This is a genomic window from Streptomyces sp. Da 82-17, assembly GCF_046098215.1.
GTDB lineage: Bacteria > Actinomycetota > Actinomycetes > Streptomycetales > Streptomycetaceae > Streptomyces.
Genome location: NZ_JBJURH010000018.1, coordinates 76,919 through 95,141, shown reverse-complemented (window position 1 = coordinate 95,141; position 18,223 = coordinate 76,919). Strand labels below are relative to the sequence as shown.

Sequence of the window (18,223 nt, the reverse complement as noted above, 5' to 3'; positions counted from 1 at the left end):
CTCGCTGCGGCTCCGCATTGGCCCCCGTGGGCTTCCCGTGGGCTACTTGTGGGCTACGTGTGGCTTTGCGTTGGCGGCCGTGCGCGCTGCGCTGGGCTGAGCTGCGGGTGGGCGGCGAGGTCGGTTCGCGCGCGTCGTTTTGCGGTTGCTGCTGCAATTTTCTGGTCGGGCTTGTGCGCTTGCGTGAGGCCCTCCCGGCGTCCGGATTTCGGGCAGTGGGACCTCGACGTCCCCGTTCCGGGAACCGGGGTGTCGCACCGCCCACCAGGCGGCGTAACCTGTCTGGCGCCATGCCGTACGAAGCACCCACCCACACCGTCGAGCGTTCCCTTCGGGCAACCACCGGAGCGAAGCTCGTCGCCGGGGTAGACGAGGTGGGACGAGGCGCCTGGGCCGGGCCCGTCACCGTCTGCGCGGCGGTCACCGGACTGCGTCGACCGCCCGCCGGACTCACCGACTCCAAGCTCCTCACCGTCAAACGGCGCGACGAGCTGGCAGAGGTGCTCAAAGGCTGGGTCACCGCCTACGCGCTCGGGCACTCCTCCCCGGAGGAGATCGACGAGCTCGGCATGACCGCCGCGCTCCGCCTCGCCGCGGTGCGTGCGCTCGAAGAGCTGCCCGTCCGCCCGGACGCGGTGATCCTCGACGGCAAGCACGATTACCTCGGCTCCCCCTGGAAGGTCCGTACGGTCATCAAGGGGGACCAGTCCTGCGTCGCCGTCGCGGCGGCCTCGGTCATCGCCAAGGTCAGCCGTGACGCCATGATGGCCGAACTGGACGCCGAGCACGCAGACTTCGCCTTCGGCGCCAACGCGGGTTACCCCTCGCCGGTGCACAAGGCGGCGCTTGAGGAGCGGGGCCCCACCCCGTACCACCGGCTCTCGTGGTCCTATCTCGACGCGCTGCCCAAGTGGCGGCACCTCAAGAAGAACCGCGTACCGGTACTCAGCGGCAGCATCCCGGAAATCGAGGGGCAACTCGGCTTCGATTTCTGACACCATGCCGGTCGCACTCATGTGCCACCCGCCGGTGCGGTGCGCACCGGCATTTGATAGACAACCACTCATGCCTCTCATTCCCGAGGAGCCTCAGATTCACGAGAGCGCCCAGGGTCCCCGCGCAGCCTCGGCCAACGGCCGCACCGCGCCGACCCCCCGCCCCGTACCCGGCCCCCGCCCCGCAGCACCGCCGCGACCGGGACGCCCGGGTCCCCCCAGGCCCACGCCTCCCGCGCAGCGCACCCCGGCCAAGCCGGGCCCGCCTGCCCCGCCTGCGACTCCCGCCGCTCCGGCGGCTCCCGCTGCGCCCGCCACGGCTCCGGCCGCTGCGCATGGCACCGCGGACAAGTCGGCCGGCACCCCGCAGATCCAGCTGATCCCGGCCTCCGCCGAGGGCGCGCTGGACGCCGCGGAAGAAGCGGTCGACCTGCTGCTCGACAGCGGTCGCCAGCCCGGCGAGATCCTGGTGATCACCACCGGTGACCCGCACCCGTGGGCAGCCCACGAGCTGTCCTTCGGCGCGGACGCCTACTGGGCCCAGCACGACGCCGGCGACGACGTCTTCTACGCCGCCGCAGCCGACCTCACCCGCGTGGGCAACCGCCCCGTGGTCGTCGTCGCCGTCAACGGCGGCTCCGACAACGACGCGGTCACCGCCCTCCCCGTCGCCCTCGGCCGGGCCGGAGCCCTGCTGATCGTCTGCGGCGACCCGCAGCGCATCAACTCCGCCCTGGGCGCCGGGGTCTGACACCCTCCACACCCCCTGCGCCCGGCTTCTGAATCGCCAGTGTCTGGCGCTGGTGGGTGGGGAGTTGGGCAGTACGTGGTCGGTGCATGTGAACGCCTGAACCTGAAGGTCCGCGTCCGCGTCGGCGTACGTCGCGCGGCCTCAGGTCGGTTCACGTTCGCTGGTGCTGGTGCTGGTGCTGGTGCTGGTGCTGGTGCTGGTGCTGGTGCTCGTGGCCGGTGGCTGGGTGGATCTGTTGGTCCGGTGGCTCGGTAGGCCTGGCTCGGCGGAAGGCTCGTTCGTGTTCGTGCGAGCTGTACGAGTCGTACGAGCCGTACGAGTCGTCCGGCTGTCGGAACGCCGTCGTACGCAGCTGCCGCACCTCGGCGCCGTTAGCCATCAGCGTGCAGTCGTCGCCTGCAACCGTCTGCGTTGCCGGTTGCCGGTTACCCGTTGCCGGTTGCCCGTTGCCGCAGACGTCCCCGTGACTCGGCTCAGCGTGCCGCGCCCCTTCGCAGTCCCTGCGCTCCTCCGCCGGAGGCGAGCCGGGACGGTGTCGCTGCCGCCGCCGAACCGTTGGCGTTCACGCGGGAGTTGGCGGTGGACGCGGCGCCGGCGCGCAGCCGCTCGTCCATCGACGGCGGACGATCCCGTCGCCGTGACCGCTCCTCGGCCCACAGTTCCCGCTCCAGTTCCTCCTTCCTGTCGATGTCGTCGCCGTCGACGCTCTTCAACTCGTCCTGCCGCCCGCCCCCGTACTCGACCTCGTCGGCCTCATAGAGACGCCAACCGCCCTCGAACCGCCCCGGCGACGAGCCGATGTGCGGCCGCCGTCCGCTGCGCCCCTCGCCCAGCACCTGCCAACCGCCGCGCGTCAGCGTGATGTACGCCCCGCACCGCAGCCCGTGCAACGTGCAGGCGTCCCGCAGCCCCCACATCCACGCGCCGTCCTCCTGCGTCCACCGCGCGTCCCCCTCGCGGCAGTACAGCAACACCGCCGTACGGGCCGGTGTGCGGCGCCGCAGGTCGTGCGGGATGACCCGACGCAGCTGCGCCAGCAGAGCGTTGCGCATCACCCAGCCGTCCGCGCCCGGCGCCCGCCGCGTGAACGAGGCGCTGGCCCGCAGCCGTTCGTCCTGGTCCAGGACCGCCACCACCGCGGTCTCCGGCGTGGGCAGATGCCGCACATGCAGGCCGCTGACGACCTCACGCGGATCTCGCAGCAGCGGAATCCCCGCCGCGGCCCACTCGGAGGGTTCCAGGACACGGGCCAGTTCGTTGCTGCTGGAGTCGGACATCTCGGCGGGCTGCGACGCCCCCGGCTTCGATGCCGCTGCGGACGGAGTGAATCCGAAGGTCACGGTCCTCCCTTCGGCTGCACGCCCACACCTGCGGGCGAGGTCGGACGGTCGGGAGCGCACCGCGGCACAGCACTGCCGGACCACGGGCGAGCCGTGCGGGGAGCTGGCCCCAATTCTCGCCCGCCCACCGGCCCCAGGCAACGAGCAGTTGGAGCCGTTGCCCGTAATCAGCGGGTGCGCCGCCTATATCCCTGCCCCCACCACACCGTTCGACGCGTGCCTCACGCCTGAATGGCCAGTACCAGCGGCAACACCCCCTCCGCCGAGGCCTTTCGGAGCAGGCGGGCGGCCACCGCGAGCGTCCAGCCGGTCTCCGTGAAGTCGTCGACGAGCAGCACCGGTCCGCCGGCCGTCTGCCGGAGCTGCTCGGCCGACTCCTCCGGGACCGTCAACGTGCCGTCCAGGGCGCGCAGTCGCTGAGCGCTGTTGCTGCGCGACGGGCTCGACTCGTCCGCCCCGGGACCGTACGCGAGGGAGCCGAGCAGTGGCATTCGGCCGACCGTGGCGATGTGGTCGGCCAGGGACCGGACCAGTTGCGGACGGGTCCGGGACGGCATGGCGACCACCCCGACCGGTCTGCGCAGCGCGTCCGGCTCGCCCGAGGCCCAACCTCCCGGCCCCTTCGCCCAGTCGGCCAGAACGTCGACCACCGCGCGAGCCACATCGTCCGGAATCGGGCCGTCCGGGGACTGTGGACTCAGCATGGGCCGCAGCCGGTTGCCCCAGCCGATGTCCGAGAGCCGCCCCAGCGCCCGCCCGGTGGCGGCGAGTTGGTCCGCCGGGATCCGTCCCTTGAGGTCCATGCCCACGGCAGCCAGCCCGGTCGGCCACATCTTCCGCGGCTCGACCTCCACCCCGGCGCGGCCGAGCTCGCCCTTCGCCGCGTCGAGCGCCCCCGCGGAGACCTTCGTGTCGAAACGAGGGCCCGCGCAGTTGTCGCAGCGACCGCACGGCGCCGCCTCCTCGTCGTCCAACTGGCGCCGCAGGAACTCCATTCGGCACTCCGACGTGCCGGCGTAGTCCCGCATCGCCTGCTGCTCGGCCTCACGCTGACGGGCGACCCACGCGTACCGCTCCGCGTCGTACACCCACGGCTCGCCGGTGGAGATCCAGCCGCCCTTGACGCGGCGGACCGCGCCGTCCACGTCGAGAACCTTGAGCATCGTCTCCAGCCGGGTCCTGCGCAGCTCGACCAGCGGCTCGAGCGCGGGCAGGGACAGCGGGCGGCCCGCGCTCGCCAGGGTGTCGAGAGTGAGGCGCACCTGCGATTCCGGCGGGAAGGCGACCGACGCGAAGTACCGCCAGATCGCCTCGTCCTCCTTGCCCGGCAGAAGCAGCACTTCCGCGTGCTCGACTCCACGGCCGGCTCGGCCCACCTGCTGGTAGTACGCGATCGGGGAGGAGGGCGAGCCGAGGTGCACGACGAAGCCGAGGTCGGGCTTGTCGAATCCCATGCCGAGGGCGGACGTGGCCACGAGGGCCTTCACGCGGTTGGCGAGCAGATCCTCCTCGGCCTGCTGCCGCTCCGCGTTCTCGGTCTTGCCCGTGTACGAGGAGACGGTGTGCCCGCACTGGCGCAGGAACGCCGTGACTTCCTCGGCCGCCGCGACCGTCAGGGTGTAGATGATCCCCGAGCCGGGGAGTTCGCCGAGGTGCTCACCGAGCCAGGCCAACCGGCTGGCCGCATCGGGGAGTTGGAGCACGCCGAGGCTGAGGCTCTCCCGGTCCAGGGGGCCGCGGAGCACCAGCGCGTCGGAGCCTGCGCCTCCGCCCGTGCCGAGCTGCTCCGCGACGTCGGCCGTGACGCGGGCGTTCGCCGTGGCCGTGGTGGCGAGGACCGGGACTCCTGGCGGAAGGTCCGCGAGCATGGTGCGCAGCCGACGGTAATCGGGCCGGAAGTCGTGGCCCCAGTCGGAGATGCAGTGCGCCTCGTCTACCACGAGGAGGCCTGTGGCCGCGGCGAGGCGGGGGAGCACCTCGTCACGGAAATCCGGGTTGTTGAGACGCTCCGGGCTCACCAGCAGGACGTCCACCTGTCCGGCCGCCACCTCGGCCTGGATGGTCTCCCACTCCTCGGTGTTGGACGAGTTGATCGTGCGCGCGTGGATGCCCGCACGAGCGGCCGCCTCGACCTGGTTGCGCATGAGCGCGAGCAGCGGGGAGACGATCACGGTGGGGCCGCCTCCCTGGGCGCGCAGCAGCGCGGTCGCGACGAAGTACACCGCGGACTTGCCCCACCCCGTGCGCTGCACGACGAGGGCTCTGCGCTTGTCGGCGACGAGTGCCTCGATCGCCCGCCACTGGTCCTCGCGCAGCCGGGCGCGGCCGGTCTGATCGCCGACGAGACGGGCGAGTACGGCGTCGGCCTCCGTGCGGAGTTCTTCGTTGCTCATGCGTCCATGCAACCCGATGGCTCTGACATTCGGCGAATGGGTCCGCGGACCTGTGGACAACTCCTGACGTGTCCACGGTCAGGGTTATCCACAGGAAAACCGGAGCCCGAGAATCCGCGACAGAGTCGCCGCATGACGAATCACTTCGAAGCCGCAGACGGCCCCGGCAAGTCCATGAAGACCAGGCGCAACCCGGCCGAACTCGCCGACACGCTCCCGTACTTGATGGGATTCCACCCAGACGACAGCGTGGTCCTCGTGACCAAACACGGCGGGCAGACCTTCGGCGGCCGCGTCCGCCTGGGCATCCCCGAGGAGACGGAGGACTGGCCGTCCATCGCGGACCAACTGGTCGGCTGCCTCCTGGTCGGCGCCGAGAGGTACGTCGACCCTCCGGCCGCAGTGGTCGTGTACGTCTGCCAGGACCCACGCGGGGACGAGACGCCTCAGCAGGTCATGGAACGGCTGCGGCCACTGGTCGAGCAGCTCCTCGCCGCGTGCCGAAGCCATGGACTCCTGGTCGAGGAGGCCCTGTGCATCTCCGCGCGCCGCTACTGGTCGTACGTCTGCCCCGACACCCGCTGCTGTCCCCCTGCCGGAACCCCGATGGCCCTGCCGGGCACGTCCGTCACCGCTGCGGCCGCCACGTATGCGGGGCTCCCCACGCCGACCAGCCTGCGACAGATGCAGGACCGCTACGCAGCCCCGCGCGGGGAGGAGGGGACAGGGCTGAAGAACGCCCTGGACGCGGCTGCTTCGTCGCTCGTGCCGCGCGTGATCATGAACTCCGAGGGCGACCAGGTCGAGGAGGAGACATTGGAGGCCGCAGCTCGCATCATGCAGCGGTTCCGCGAAGCGCCGCCGGTGGGAGGAGTGCGGGAGTCCGACCGGAGGGACGACCAGCTCATCGGCGACCGCGAGGGCGCGGAACTGCTCGTGGGGCTGCAGGTACGCGAGACGCGGGACCGGGCCGCGGAGTGGATGGAGGGCGACGAGGCCGCGCTCGCCCTTCGCCTCTGGCGGGCGCTGGCGCGCCGCTGCGTCCCGCCGTACATGGAGTTCGCCACGGCGCCGCTGTCGCTGGCGGGTTGGGTCGCGTGGTCGCTCGACGACGAACCCGAGGCGAGGGTCGCCCTAGGCCTCGCACTGGACCTCGACCCGCTCTACCGGTTCGCCCAACTCCTGCACGCCGCCTGCAGTCAGGGCCTTGATGTCGAAGAGGTCCGCCGCTGCCTGCGCACCGAAGCGCATCCGCCGCGGCAGGGGCCGGAGCGCGAGTCCGGGTCCGGGCCCGGCGCGAAGGGTGCCCGGGGGCCGCAGCCCGCCCTGCCGCAGGAACAGCCGGAATCGGAGGCGAGGTCGGAGTCGCGGTCGGGGCCGGAGCCGGTGTCCACGTCTGCGTCTGCGTCTGCGTCGGCGTCGCGCGGCGAGAAGAAGCGATGCAATCACCGGAGCGCTGTCCCGGAGGGGCAGGCGGAGGCCAAGGGGCCCGACGGGGCGACGAACCGGGCCGGCCGCAGGGTACGCGCCCTGCCACCGAAGACGCGGACCCATCGACGGGCCGCTCCCGCACGGGCTCGCCGCAAAGGGCGGCCGCGCCCCGGCACCCGAACCAGCCTGCACAGCCCGGTCCAGATCCCGAGGCAACTCCGCCGCAGCCTTGTCGCTCGGGCGGCGGCCGATGTCGGGGCGGGCGGTACGGCAGGCGATGCGGCAGAGGTGAAGCTGAAGCCGACGCCCGGCAGCCGCGCCTCGCAGAGGGGCCCGGCAACCCGGTCGGACGACGACGCCAGGCTCACCAAGGGCGGGGGTGGTGAACAGCAGGACGAGCAGCCGTGACCGGGGCGGGCTGACGGGCCACGGGCGGGACCGATCGGAATCAGCCGCCGAGAGTCACCGCACGGACAGATGATCACTGACGAACCGTCGAAGGGAGTGTTTATCGTCAGGCAGACGACTATGATCGCGGCATGTCGCCCTACGACCCGTCGGCCTTCCCGCCCTTTGCTGTCACCGTCGACCTGGTGGTGCTGACCGTGCGTCGGCATTCCCTCTGCGCGCTGGCGGTCCGGCGAGGCGAGTCCCCCTTCCAGGGCCGCTGGGCGCTCCCCGGCGGGTTCGTCCGGGCCGACGAGGACCTGGCGACGGCGGCGGCCCGGGAGTTGGAGGAGGAAACCGGGCTCTGCGCGCACGACCCGGGCACGCCGGCACCCGACCTCGGGTACGGGGCGCACCTCGAGCAGCTGGCCACGTACGGCGACCCGAAGCGTGACCCCCGTATGCGGGTCGTGAGCGTCGCGCACCTGGCGCTCGCCCCCGACCTGCCCGCACCCAAGGCGGGCGGGGACGCGCACAGTGCGCGCTGGGCGCCGGTCGAGACGTTCCTCGAGCCGGAGGACGAGGAGACGGGCGCGCTCGCCTTCGACCACGCGCAGATCCTCGCGGACGGAGTGGAGCGGGCCCGCTCCAAGATCGAGTACTCCTCGCTGGCCACGGCGTTCTGCCCGCCGGAGTTCACGGTGGGCGAGCTGCGCAGGGTGTACGAGGCGGTCTGGGGCGTGGCGCTCGACCCGCGGAACTTCCACCGCAAGGTGACGGGTACGCCCGGGTTCCTGGTGCCCACGGGCGGGACCACCACGCGCCAGGGAGGCCGCCCCGCTCAGCTGTTCCGGGCGGGCGGCGCCACCCTCCTCAACCCGCCGATGCTGCGCCCTGAGGTCTGAGGACGCGCTGACGGCGCACCCCTCAACTGTTCGATCACGCTTACCCGTTCCCACCGTCGTAAGCCGCCCCAAGTCCCTCCCTCGACAGTCTCAATCTCGAAACTCTCAACTCCGTCAAGCCCCGTCTCGCACTGGCACGTCCACAACTCGTCAGGCCGCGGCGGTCGATGACGTGCGCCGGTGTGCGAATCAAGCCGTACGCATGGGCGAACTGCTGTGCGCGCAACGGGGGCTGAGGGCGGGTGACGGGCACACCCGAGAGGCCGCATCTGACCGGAAAGTCGGAAATGGAAGGCTATCTTGCTGAAGTAATCACGGGGTCTGTCCGTCCCCGATCCGGCGGACTGCCCACCGGCCGCCGAGCGGTCGCCACTTTCCGCGAGAGAAGCGATGATCCAGGCAACCGGACTGACCAGCAATCCCCGTCGGGACCTGCCTCCCGTCGTCGACGACGTGTCGTTCGAGGCGCGCCCCGGCCGTCTCACCGCCCTGCTCGGAGGCGCCGACGCCGGCCCGAGCGTGGCCCTGCGACTGATGCTCGAACTACAACCCGGCCGTGGCGTCACGTACTTCAGAGGCCGGCCCCTGCACCGGATCGCGCACCCGGCGCGTGAAGTCGGCGTGCTGCTCGGCGAGGTGCCGGGCCACCCGGGACGCACAGTGCGCGGCCAACTGCGCATGCTGTGCGCCGCAGCAGGAGTGCCCGTGTCGAGAGCGGACGAAGTGCTCGAGGTCGTCGGCCTCGTGAGCCTGCGCGATCAGCGGCTCGGCACGCTGTCGCGCGGCATGGACCGCAGGCTCGGCCTGGGGTGCGCGCTCCTGGCCGACCCGCACACCCTCGTGCTCGACTCGCCCGCCGACGGACTCTCCGCCCGCGAGAGCGGCTGGATGAACACCATGCTCCGCGCCCACGCCGACCAGGGCGGCACGGTGCTGTTCACGACGAGCGACGCCAAGGAGGCGGCCCGCGTCGCCGATCACGTCGTCACGCTCGACCAGGGAAAGGTGGTGGCGGACCAGGACGCGGAGGACTTCGCCCGCACCCGGCTGCGGCCCCGCGTCGCCGTCCGGTCCCCGCACGCGGCAAGGCTCGGGCGACTGTTGACCAAGGAGGCGAGGATGGCCAAGCGCTCGCTCGAGGTGGTGAGCGAGGACGGCAACAGGCTGTCGGTGTACGGCAGCAATTGCGCCGACGTGGGCGAGACGGCGTTCAGGCACGGCGTACTGATCCATCAACTCGCGGACGAAGTCGGCGACTCGGGCCCACCCAAGCGCGCCGAGCCGTCCAAGCCCGCCGAGCCGCCCAACCCGACCGAGGTCGAGCCCACCCCTGCAACAGCCCCCACCACCCCCGCGGGCGCGACAACAGCCGTAATCCCCACGCCAACCTCAATCGCAGCCCCCGCCCCAACCTCAGCCTCCGCCCCGACCCCGACCACAACCCCAGCCCCCTCAACCCTCATCGGCCGAGTGCGAAAGCTGACGGCCGGTGCGGCCGGTGTCGCCAACGCCGCGGCCCGCGCCGCCAACCCGTACGCACCCACCCCGACCCCCACCCGCACCTCAACCGCCGCGCGCAGAACCGAACTTCCGCTGCTCCCGCCGCCCATCACCGCCCGCCCCGCACGCAGTCCGCTGCGTCCGCTGCGGTATGAGGTGCGGCGGGCGGCCGGGATCAGTACGGGCTATGTGACGGCCCTGCTGGTGCTCGCGGTGTCGGCCGTCATGGCGCTCTACCTGGCCCGTTCCGGACACACCCCGCTGCCGCGGATGCTCGCGGCCTGGCCGTACGAACTCCCGCTGGCCCCCGCCGCGATGGGGGCGGGGCTGCTCGGCGCGCTGTCGTTCGGCGACGAGTTCCGGCACCCCGCGCTCGCCGCAGACCGCGGCTCCGTACCGCGAAGACTCGGACTGTTGGCGGCCAAGCTCGTGGTCTGCGCGGTCACGGCAGTCCTGATCGCGGCCGCGACGATCGCGACCGACGGGCTGGTGCTGCACGTCGTGTACGGGGAGGAAGTGACGCGGCTGCCGGCCGACTGGGCCGGTATGGCGGCGAGTTGGCTGGCGCTGAGCGTCGCGTGCTCCTGGTCCGGCCTGCTCGCCGCGGGCGTATTCCGGTCCACCACAGCCGGGTTGGCGGCGTTGCTCGCCGTGCCGATCGTGCTGGTGCCCGTGGTGGAGAAGCTGCTGTCGGAGCCGTCGGCGCGCTCGGCCGCCGGGCTGCCGGAGCGGTTGCGGGAAGTGACGCTCGTGCAGTGGCCCGCGAAGGGCGACCACCTCGTGGCCGGGGTCGTGCACATGATCGCTCAACCCGTAGGCAGCGCACTGCTGTTGAGTCTGGCCGCACTGCTGTGCGCGTACCTGCTGACCGGGCTGCGCAGCAGAGCGCGATAGTGCCGAACGTCCGCCCTTGCAGCGCTTGTGCACAACTGCCCATGGGATTACGGGAGGAGAGTCGTTTCTGTCGGATAAGGCGTCAATTGCAGCGAGGTAGGCGATCACCCTTTCGTGTGCTTTTCACCAAAGACCTCAAGGGGGTTGAGCGCTGAGCCGACAAAAGATCCGTGAGTACCCTTGCGCACACCATGATGACCACCGCCCGCTCCGCCGACACCGGCCTCGCAGGACCGGGCGAACTCGACCGCTATCACTACGCGGAGGCCCCCACGACCAGTCGCGTCGGCGTTCCCTCCTGGGAGAGTGCGGAGCCTGATCTGAACCGCGCCGGCAGGCGCGCGGCGGGCAGCCGAGGCCGCGGGCTGCATGGCCAACTCGTCCAGCAGCTCGGCCAGATGATCGTCTCCGGCGACCTCGGGGCGGACCGCCCGCTGGTGCCCGAGGAGATCGGCCAGCGCTTCGAGGTCTCCCGCACCGTCGTCCGCGAATCGCTCCGCGTGCTCGAGGCGAAGGGGCTGGTGAGCGCCCGCCCCAACGTCGGCACGCGCGTGCGCCCCGTCAGCGACTGGAACCTGCTGGACCCGGACATCATCGAGTGGCGTGCCTTCGGCCCGCAGCGCGACGACCAGCGCCGTGAACTCAGCGAGCTGCGCTGGACGATCGAGCCGCTGGCCGCCCGCCTCGCCGCCGGTCACGGCCGTGAGGACGTCCAGCAGCGCCTGGTCGACATGGTCGAGATCATGGGGCACGCCCTCGGGCAGGGAGACTCCGTCACGTTCTCCCGTGCGGACTCCGAGTTCCACTCCCTGCTCATCCAGGTCGCGGGCAACCGCATGCTGGAGCACCTCTCCGGCATCGTCTCGGCAGCCCTGCAGGTCTCCGGCGGCCCGGTGACCGGATGCGACCGCCCCACCGAGTCGGCCGTGGCGCACCACGCGCGCATCGTCGAGGCCCTCGGCGCCGCGGACGGCGTCGGCGCGGAGACCGCGATGCGTCAACTGCTCACCGTCCACCCGGACGTGGAGCGTGTGGTCCCGGCGCCCCGCGAGCACTGAGCTGTACGCCTGCCGCGTGCGCCGGGTGCGTACGGCGCGCTTCCGGGTGGCCGCGTACCACTGCCGTGCTCATGTTCCGTATGTCGTGTGCGCGTGCCCGGGTCGCAGGGAGCGGAGAGCAGTCGAGTGTCTCCGCCGTGCGACCCGGCCGCGCGCGTCCGCGACGCGTACCCCCGCGAGCACCGCTGCGAGCCCCGGCCGCCCGTACGAACCGGTCGCGCACACCCGTCGGCCGCGCAGCCGCCCGCCGAGCCGCAGGGAGCCGGCCGGCGTGGGGCCGGGCAGCCGTGAGCGGGAGGACGCCTTCCACGCCGGGCGCGAAGAGGCCCGCGCCCCCTGGGAGTGAAGACGGCTTCCGTGCCGAAGAGTCCGGAGCGTCCGAGGCGCGCCTGAAGTGTCGAAGTCGCCCGGATTAGGCCTGAAACAGGAGTGCGACGCACGGCAGGGGGCACCCGTATCTGAGGGCGTATGTCCTATAGCTGGGGTTATCGACGGTTACGGGGTGTGACTCGGGCCACGCAGATTGGGCGTAACGCTCCCCGGGTCAGCGCGATGACCTAAGAGGTGACAGCCGAGGAGGGAATACAGCCGCCGCTTGCGGCGCTGTGCAGCTCTGACGCCCCGCCCGCGCCGTCGGCCAATTCCCAGCCGTCGGCAGTCGGCTCCGGTCCACAGTGGACGGGGCCGGTAGCCGTTTCCATCGTTCCGAGAGGTTGTTCGTGTCGGCCAGCACATCCCGTACGCTCCCGCCGGAGATCGCCGAGTCCCAGTCTGTGATGGCGCTCATCGAGCGGGGAAAGGCTGAGGGGCAGATCGCCGGCGATGACGTGCGTCGGGCCTTCGAAGCTGACCAGATTCCGGCCACTCAGTGGAAGAACGTTCTGCGCAGCCTCAACCAGATCCTCGAGGAAGAGGGTGTGACGCTGATGGTCAGTGCCGCGGAGTCGCCGAAGCGCCCCCGCAAGAGCGTCGCAGCGAAGAGTCCGGCCAAGCGCACCGCCACCAAGACCGTGGCGGCCAAGACGGCGACGGCGAAGAAGGCCACGGCCACCGCCGCCGCGACCGTCTCCCCGGCCGCAGAGACGACGGCCGAAGAGGCCGCCCCCGTGAAGAAGGCCGCCGCCAAGAAGACGACGGCCAAGAAGACCGCAGCGAAGAAGACCGCCGCGAAGAAGACGGCGGCGAAGAAGACCGCGAAGAAGGACGACGACCTGCTCGTCGGCGACGAGCCGATCGAGGAGGCCCCCGTCGCCGGCAAGCCCGGCGAGGAGGAAGAGGAGACCACCGGCGGCGAGGCCAAGGGCTTCGTCCTCTCCGACGACGACGAGGACGACGCGCCTGCCCAGCAGGTCGCCGTCGCCGGCGCCACCGCCGACCCGGTCAAGGACTACCTCAAGCAGATCGGCAAGGTCCCGCTGCTCAACGCCGAGCAGGAGGTCGAGCTCGCCAAGCGCATCGAGGCCGGTCTGTTCGCCGAGGACAAGCTGGCCAACGCCGACAAGCTGGCGCCGAAGCTCAAGCGCGAGCTGGAGATCATCGCCGAGGACGGCCGCCGCGCCAAGAACCACCTCCTCGAGGCCAACCTCCGCCTCGTGGTCTCCCTCGCGAAGCGCTACACCGGCCGCGGCATGCTGTTCCTGGACCTGATCCAGGAGGGCAACCTCGGTCTGATCCGCGCGGTCGAGAAGTTCGACTACACCAAGGGCTACAAGTTCTCGACGTACGCGACGTGGTGGATCCGTCAGGCCATCACCCGCGCGATGGCCGACCAGGCCCGCACCATCCGTATCCCGGTGCACATGGTCGAGGTCATCAACAAGCTCGCGCGCGTCCAGCGCCAGATGCTCCAGGACCTGGGCCGCGAGCCCACCCCGGAGGAGCTGGCCAAGGAACTCGACATGACCCCCGAGAAGGTCATCGAGGTCCAGAAGTACGGCCGCGAGCCCATCTCCCTGCACACCCCGCTCGGCGAGGACGGGGACAGCGAGTTCGGTGACCTCATCGAGGACTCCGAGGCCGTCGTCCCGGCCGACGCGGTCAGCTTCACGCTCCTCCAGGAGCAGCTGCACTCCGTGCTCGACACCCTGTCCGAGCGTGAGGCGGGCGTCGTCTCCATGCGCTTCGGTCTCACCGACGGTCAGCCGAAGACCCTCGACGAGATCGGCAAGGTGTACGGCGTGACGCGTGAGCGCATCCGCCAGATCGAGTCCAAGACCATGTCGAAGCTCCGTCACCCGTCGCGCTCCCAGGTGCTGCGCGACTACCTCGACTAGGTCGCACACCGCCCGTACGAGGCAAGGGCCCGGATTCCGCGAGGAGTCCGGGTCCTTCCTCTTGGGCACACGCGCCGTCCGCGTGCACCAACGCGCGGGTGCGGAGCGTGCCCGAGTGGTCGACGCTGAGCGAGTAGATGCAACACAGCGTCAGGAGAACGTATGCACCGTGGTCCCTTCGTCAGAGCGCTGTCGGGTTTACTCGCCCCGCTGGCGGCGGCAGTTGTGCTTCCGCTGACCGCGCCCGCTCCTGCCGTGGCCGACGGAGTGGTCGTCGGCGGCCGGCCGGTCCAGGTCGCCGACCACCCCTGGGTCGTCGCCGTCGCGAGCCGTGACCGATTCGGAGGTACACGGTCCGGGCAGTTCTGCGGCGGCGCGGTCGTCGGCCCGCGCACCGTGCTGACCGCCGCGCACTGCATGAGCGAGGACGTGCTCGGGATCCCGCCGAACGACGTGCCCGACCTGAAGGTCATCGCGGGGCGCGGAGACCTGCGCACGGACACGGGACGTGAGGTCACCGTGCGTCGAGTGACGGTGAACGAGGAGTACGACAGCGTCACCAACTCCGGGGACGTCGCCGTCCTCTCGCTCGCCAAGCCGCTGCCCGAGTCGTCGGTCGTCCCGATGGCGCGCAAGGGCAGCGCCGCGTACGAACCGGGCACCACGGCCTCGGTGTACGGCTGGGGCGACACCACCGGCGCGGGTGACTACGCGCGTTCGCTGCGTGCCGCGCGCGTGCGGGTCCTCTCGGACCGCGTCTGCGAGGAGGCGTACCCCGGAAGCATCGACGGAAAGTACCTGGCCGACTCCATGCTGTGCGCGGGCGAACCGCAAGGCGGCCGCGACGCCTGCCAGGGCGACAGCGGCGGGCCGTTGGTCGCGCGCGGGCGGTTGATCGGGCTGGTGTCGTGGGGGAGCGGCTGCGGCCAGGCGGGCAACCCCGGTGTGTACACGCGCATCTCCGAAGTGTTGCCGCTCGTCTCCCGGGCCGAGCAGGAGCAGCAGGCGCAGCAGCCGTCGAAGCAGCAGAAACCGTCGAAGCAGCCGGAGCTTTCGGAGCTCACGGAACCCGAGTCCGCGCAGAAGCCCGAGCAGCAGTCGGCGGCCGACGAGCCCTCGATGCAGCCTCAGGCTCCGGCTGACGGGCCGTCGGCCCAGGGGCACGCCCGGCCGTAGCCGAAGGCGTAGTCGAAGCCGGACGGACAGTGACGCCCGTGGACGGGCTTCCGGCGATCACCGGTCGGTGGGTCCGGGAGCCGTCCACGGGCCTGTGGCACGGCAGTTGTGCGCGTCACAGGGTGTACGAGAGCGGGCGGTCACCCCCTGGTCGGGGTGGCCGCCCGCTGTGCCGGCTCAGGGCCGGTGCTGGCTCGTCGGGATGCGAAGTGTCAGCGTTCCTCGTCGTTGGCGCCGGCCGGAGGGGCCGTCAGGCGCTCCGTCTCGTCCTGTATCTCAGCGGCGATCTTCTTGAGTTCCGGCTCGAACTTGCGGCCGTGGTGGGCGCAGAAGAGCAGTTCACCGCCGCTCATCAGGACGACGCGCAGGTATGCCTGGGCGCCGCAGCGGTCGCAGCGATCAGCGGCCGTCAGGGGGCTCGCGGGGGTCAGAACAGTAGTCACGTCGCCTCTTCTCTAGCTCGACGAGCTGTCGTACCAGGGTCAACATCCAACCAGGCCGAAAACGTTCCCGCTCACGGCTTTTCCTCGAAACTTTCTTCCGAGGCGGCCGGCTGCTGCCGGTTGGCGGCGAATGTGCCGTATTACGTCTTCACGTCTTCTACGGTTTTCGCTTGGGGTTGCCGAGTCTTGCTTGCCGTATTCGATTGTGGGCCCTGCTTGGTCCTCCCCGGTCCGACGAGCGGCCGGTTGTTCATGAGGACGTGCCCGGAGCCTAAATGGTTCATGCCTGCTTGGGAACGTGATGTGAGCATCACCCCATCGAGGGATCGAACATCCATGCGACGCTGGACTAGGCTGACTTCAGTCGAGGGTGGCGTTACATCGGCTCTACCAGGCCTCGGTACCCTCTGAGCGGCGACCGATGCCGACCCTCTCTCCAGGGGGTCCCAACAGAAATTCAGCGAGGAGCGAAACGCGTGACCGCCGAGACGTCCGTGTCGTCCACAGAGCTGCTTTCCGGGGCAGACCGGGACGGTTCCAACTACACCGCGCGGCACCTGCTCGTCCTCGAGGGGCTCGAAGCGGTTCGCAAACGTCCGGGCATGTACATCGGATCGACCGACAGCCGCGGTCTGATGCACTGCCTCTGGGAGATCATCGACAACTCCGTCGACGAGGCCCTGGGCGGCCACTGCGACCACATCGAGGTGATCCTCCACGAGGACGGTTCGGTGGAGGTGCAGGACAACGGCCGCGGCATCCCCGTGGACGTCGAGCCCAAGACCGGCCTCTCCGGCGTCGAGGTCGTCATGACCAAGCTGCACGCCGGCGGCAAGTTCGGCGGCGGCTCGTACGCGGCCTCCGGCGGTCTGCACGGTGTGGGCGCCTCCGTGGTCAACGCCCTGTCGGCCCGGCTCGACGTCGAGGTCGACCGCAAGACGGTGCACTCCATCAGCTTCCGGCGCGGTGTCCCGGGCTCCTTCGCGGGCGAGGGCCCCGACGCCGAGTTCACGCCGGGCGCGGGTCTCACCAAGGGTAAGCGCGTCCCCAAGGGGCGTACGGGCACCCGCATTCGGTACTGGTCGGACGCCCAGATCTTCCTCAAGGACGCCAAGCTCTCCCTGGAGACGCTGCACCAGCGGGCCCGCCAGACCGCGTTCCTCGTGCCGGGCCTCACCATCGTCGTGCGCGACGAGCGGGACCTCGACGGCATCGGCAAGAGCGAGGAGACCTTCCGCTTCGACGGCGGCATCAGCGAGTTCTGCGAGTTCCTCGCCACGGACAAGCCGATCTGCGACGTCGTCCGCCTCTCCGGGCAGGGCACGTTCAAGGAGACCGTGCCGGTCCTCGACGACCTCGGCCACATGACACCCACCGAAGTCACCCGCGAACTCGGCGTGGACATCGCGCTGCGCTGGGGCACGGGGTACGACACGATGATCAAGTCGTTCGTGAACATCATCGCGACGCCCAAGGGCGGCACGCATGTGACCGGTTTCGAACGCTCCGTGACGAAGACCCTCAACGAGGTGCTGCGCACGCAGAAGCTGCTCCGCGTCGCCGAGGACGACATCGTCAAGGACGACGCGCTCGAAGGCCTCACCGCGGTCGTCACCGTGCGCCTCGCCGAGCCGCAGTTCGAGGGCCAGACCAAGGAGGTGCTCGGCACGTCGGCGGCCAACCGGATCGTGGCCAACGTCGTCGCCAAGGAGCTCAAGACCTTCCTGACCTCCACCAAGCGGGATGCCAAGGCGCAGGCGCGGGCCGTCCTGGAGAAGGCCGTCGCCGCCGCGCGTACGCGGATCGCCGCCCGGCAGCACAAGGAGGCGCAGCGCCGGAAGACCGCGCTCGAGTCGTCCTCGCTGCCCGCGAAGCTCGCCGACTGCCGCAGCGACGACGTGGACCGCAGCGAACTGTTCATCGTCGAGGGCGACTCCGCGCTCGGCACGGCCAAGCTCGCCCGGAACTCCGAGTTCCAGGCGCTGCTGCCGATCCGCGGCAAGATCCTCAACGTTCAGAAGGCGTCCGTCTCGGACATGCTGAAGAACGCCGAGTGCGGTGCGATCATCCAGGTCATAGGAGCCGGGTCCGGCCGGACCTTCGACATCGACGCCGCGCGCTACGGCAAGATCATCCTGCTTGTCGACGCCGATGTGGACGGCGCGCACATCCGCATCCTGCTGCTCACGCTCTTCCAGCGGTACATGCGGCCGATGGTCGAGGCGGGCCGCGTCTTCGCCGCCGTGCCGCCGCTGCACCGCATCGAGCTGGTCCAGCCCAAGAAGGGCCAGGACAAGTACGTGTACACCTACTCGGACAACGAACTGCGGGCCACGCTCCTGGAGTTCGAGCGGAAGGGCGTGCGCTACAAGGACTCGATCCAGCGGTACAAGGGCCTCGGCGAGATGGACGCGGACCAGCTCGCGGAGACCACCATGGACCCGCGGCACCGCACGCTGCGCCGGATCAACATCAGCGACCTGGAGTCCTCCGAGAAGGTCTTCGACCTGCTGATGGGCAACGAGGTGGCGCCGCGCAAGGAGTTCATCACCAGCTCCGCGGCCACGCTGGACCGCTCGCGCATCGACGCCTGAGGGCCGGCGCGCGGCCCGGCAGGGCTTTTCGGGCCCGCCTCTCCACACCGGAGGGGCGGGCCCCGGCTTTTCCTCCCCGGCAA

General features: G+C 70.7%; 11 protein-coding genes and 2 pseudogenes. 9 read left to right on the top strand and 4 right to left on the bottom strand.

What is annotated here, in order from left to right; genetic code table 11:
• The first annotated feature begins 290 nt into the window (after positions 1 to 290).
• Together ACIDOF_RS27040 and ACIDOF_RS27035 are read left to right on the top strand one after the other, a co-directional pair.
• Complete coding sequence (locus ACIDOF_RS27040) at positions 291 to 995, top strand: ribonuclease HII (protein ID WP_409008710.1); 705 nt, start codon at positions 291 to 293, stop codon at positions 993 to 995.
• Between the two features lie 70 nt (positions 996 to 1,065).
• The gene (locus tag ACIDOF_RS27035) at positions 1,066 to 1,746 is read left to right on the top strand and encodes a hypothetical protein (protein WP_409008709.1); all 681 of its coding nucleotides are present in this window, start codon (positions 1,066 to 1,068) and stop codon (positions 1,744 to 1,746) included.
• 151 nt (positions 1,747 to 1,897) lie between these two features.
• Here the strand turns inward: ACIDOF_RS27035 and ACIDOF_RS27030 are convergent, their stop codons facing one another.
• From ACIDOF_RS27030 to ACIDOF_RS27020, 3 genes and pseudogenes are all read right to left on the bottom strand, one after another.
• The gene (locus ACIDOF_RS27030) at positions 1,898 to 2,125 is read right to left on the bottom strand and encodes a hypothetical protein (RefSeq protein WP_409008708.1); all 228 of its coding nucleotides are present in this window, start codon (positions 2,123 to 2,125) and stop codon (positions 1,898 to 1,900) included.
• 397 nt (positions 2,126 to 2,522) lie between these two features.
• Positions 2,523 to 3,086, bottom strand: a pseudogene (locus ACIDOF_RS27025) (hypothetical protein); the annotation flags it as partial.
• Positions 3,087 to 3,307: 221 nt separating this feature from the next.
• The gene (locus ACIDOF_RS27020; RefSeq protein ID WP_409008707.1) at positions 3,308 to 5,479 is read right to left on the bottom strand and encodes a RecQ family ATP-dependent DNA helicase; all 2,172 of its coding nucleotides are present in this window, start codon (positions 5,477 to 5,479) and stop codon (positions 3,308 to 3,310) included.
• A 132-nt stretch (positions 5,480 to 5,611) separates the two neighbouring features.
• On the opposite strand from ACIDOF_RS27020, the gene ACIDOF_RS27015 reads away from it, so the two are divergent.
• The 6 genes and pseudogenes from ACIDOF_RS27015 to ACIDOF_RS26990 all read left to right on the top strand — a co-directional run.
• Positions 5,612 to 7,318 (top strand): DUF4192 domain-containing protein, encoded by a 1,707-nt coding sequence (locus ACIDOF_RS27015; protein WP_409008706.1) that lies wholly within the window; start codon positions 5,612 to 5,614, stop codon positions 7,316 to 7,318.
• A 131-nt stretch (positions 7,319 to 7,449) separates the two neighbouring features.
• Positions 7,450 to 8,202: an NUDIX hydrolase gene (locus ACIDOF_RS27010; protein ID WP_409008705.1), complete on the top strand. Its 753-nt coding sequence runs from the start codon at positions 7,450 to 7,452 to the stop codon at positions 8,200 to 8,202.
• 390 nt (positions 8,203 to 8,592) lie between these two features.
• Positions 8,593 to 10,596, top strand: a complete 2,004-nt coding sequence (locus tag ACIDOF_RS27005; protein WP_409008704.1) for an ATP-binding cassette domain-containing protein — start codon at positions 8,593 to 8,595, stop codon at positions 10,594 to 10,596.
• Between the two features lie 170 nt (positions 10,597 to 10,766).
• Positions 10,767 to 11,654: a FadR/GntR family transcriptional regulator gene (locus tag ACIDOF_RS27000; protein WP_409008703.1), complete on the top strand. Its 888-nt coding sequence runs from the start codon at positions 10,767 to 10,769 to the stop codon at positions 11,652 to 11,654.
• 719 nt (positions 11,655 to 12,373) lie between these two features.
• The gene (locus ACIDOF_RS26995) at positions 12,374 to 13,927 is read left to right on the top strand and encodes an RNA polymerase sigma factor (protein ID WP_409008702.1); all 1,554 of its coding nucleotides are present in this window, start codon (positions 12,374 to 12,376) and stop codon (positions 13,925 to 13,927) included.
• Between the two features lie 162 nt (positions 13,928 to 14,089).
• Positions 14,090 to 14,899, top strand: a pseudogene (locus ACIDOF_RS26990) (S1 family peptidase); the annotation flags it as partial.
• A gap of 416 nt (positions 14,900 to 15,315) precedes the next feature.
• Here ACIDOF_RS26990 and ACIDOF_RS26985 read toward each other — a convergent pair.
• Entirely contained in the window at positions 15,316 to 15,546 is a 231-nt protein-coding gene (locus tag ACIDOF_RS26985; RefSeq protein ID WP_409008701.1) for a hypothetical protein, read from the bottom strand.
• 476 nt (positions 15,547 to 16,022) lie between these two features.
• Between ACIDOF_RS26985 and ACIDOF_RS26980 the strand changes: the two genes are divergently transcribed.
• Entirely contained in the window at positions 16,023 to 18,140 is a 2,118-nt protein-coding gene (locus tag ACIDOF_RS26980) for a type IIA DNA topoisomerase subunit B (RefSeq protein ID WP_409008700.1), read from the top strand.
• The last annotated feature ends 83 nt before the right edge of the window (positions 18,141 to 18,223 follow it).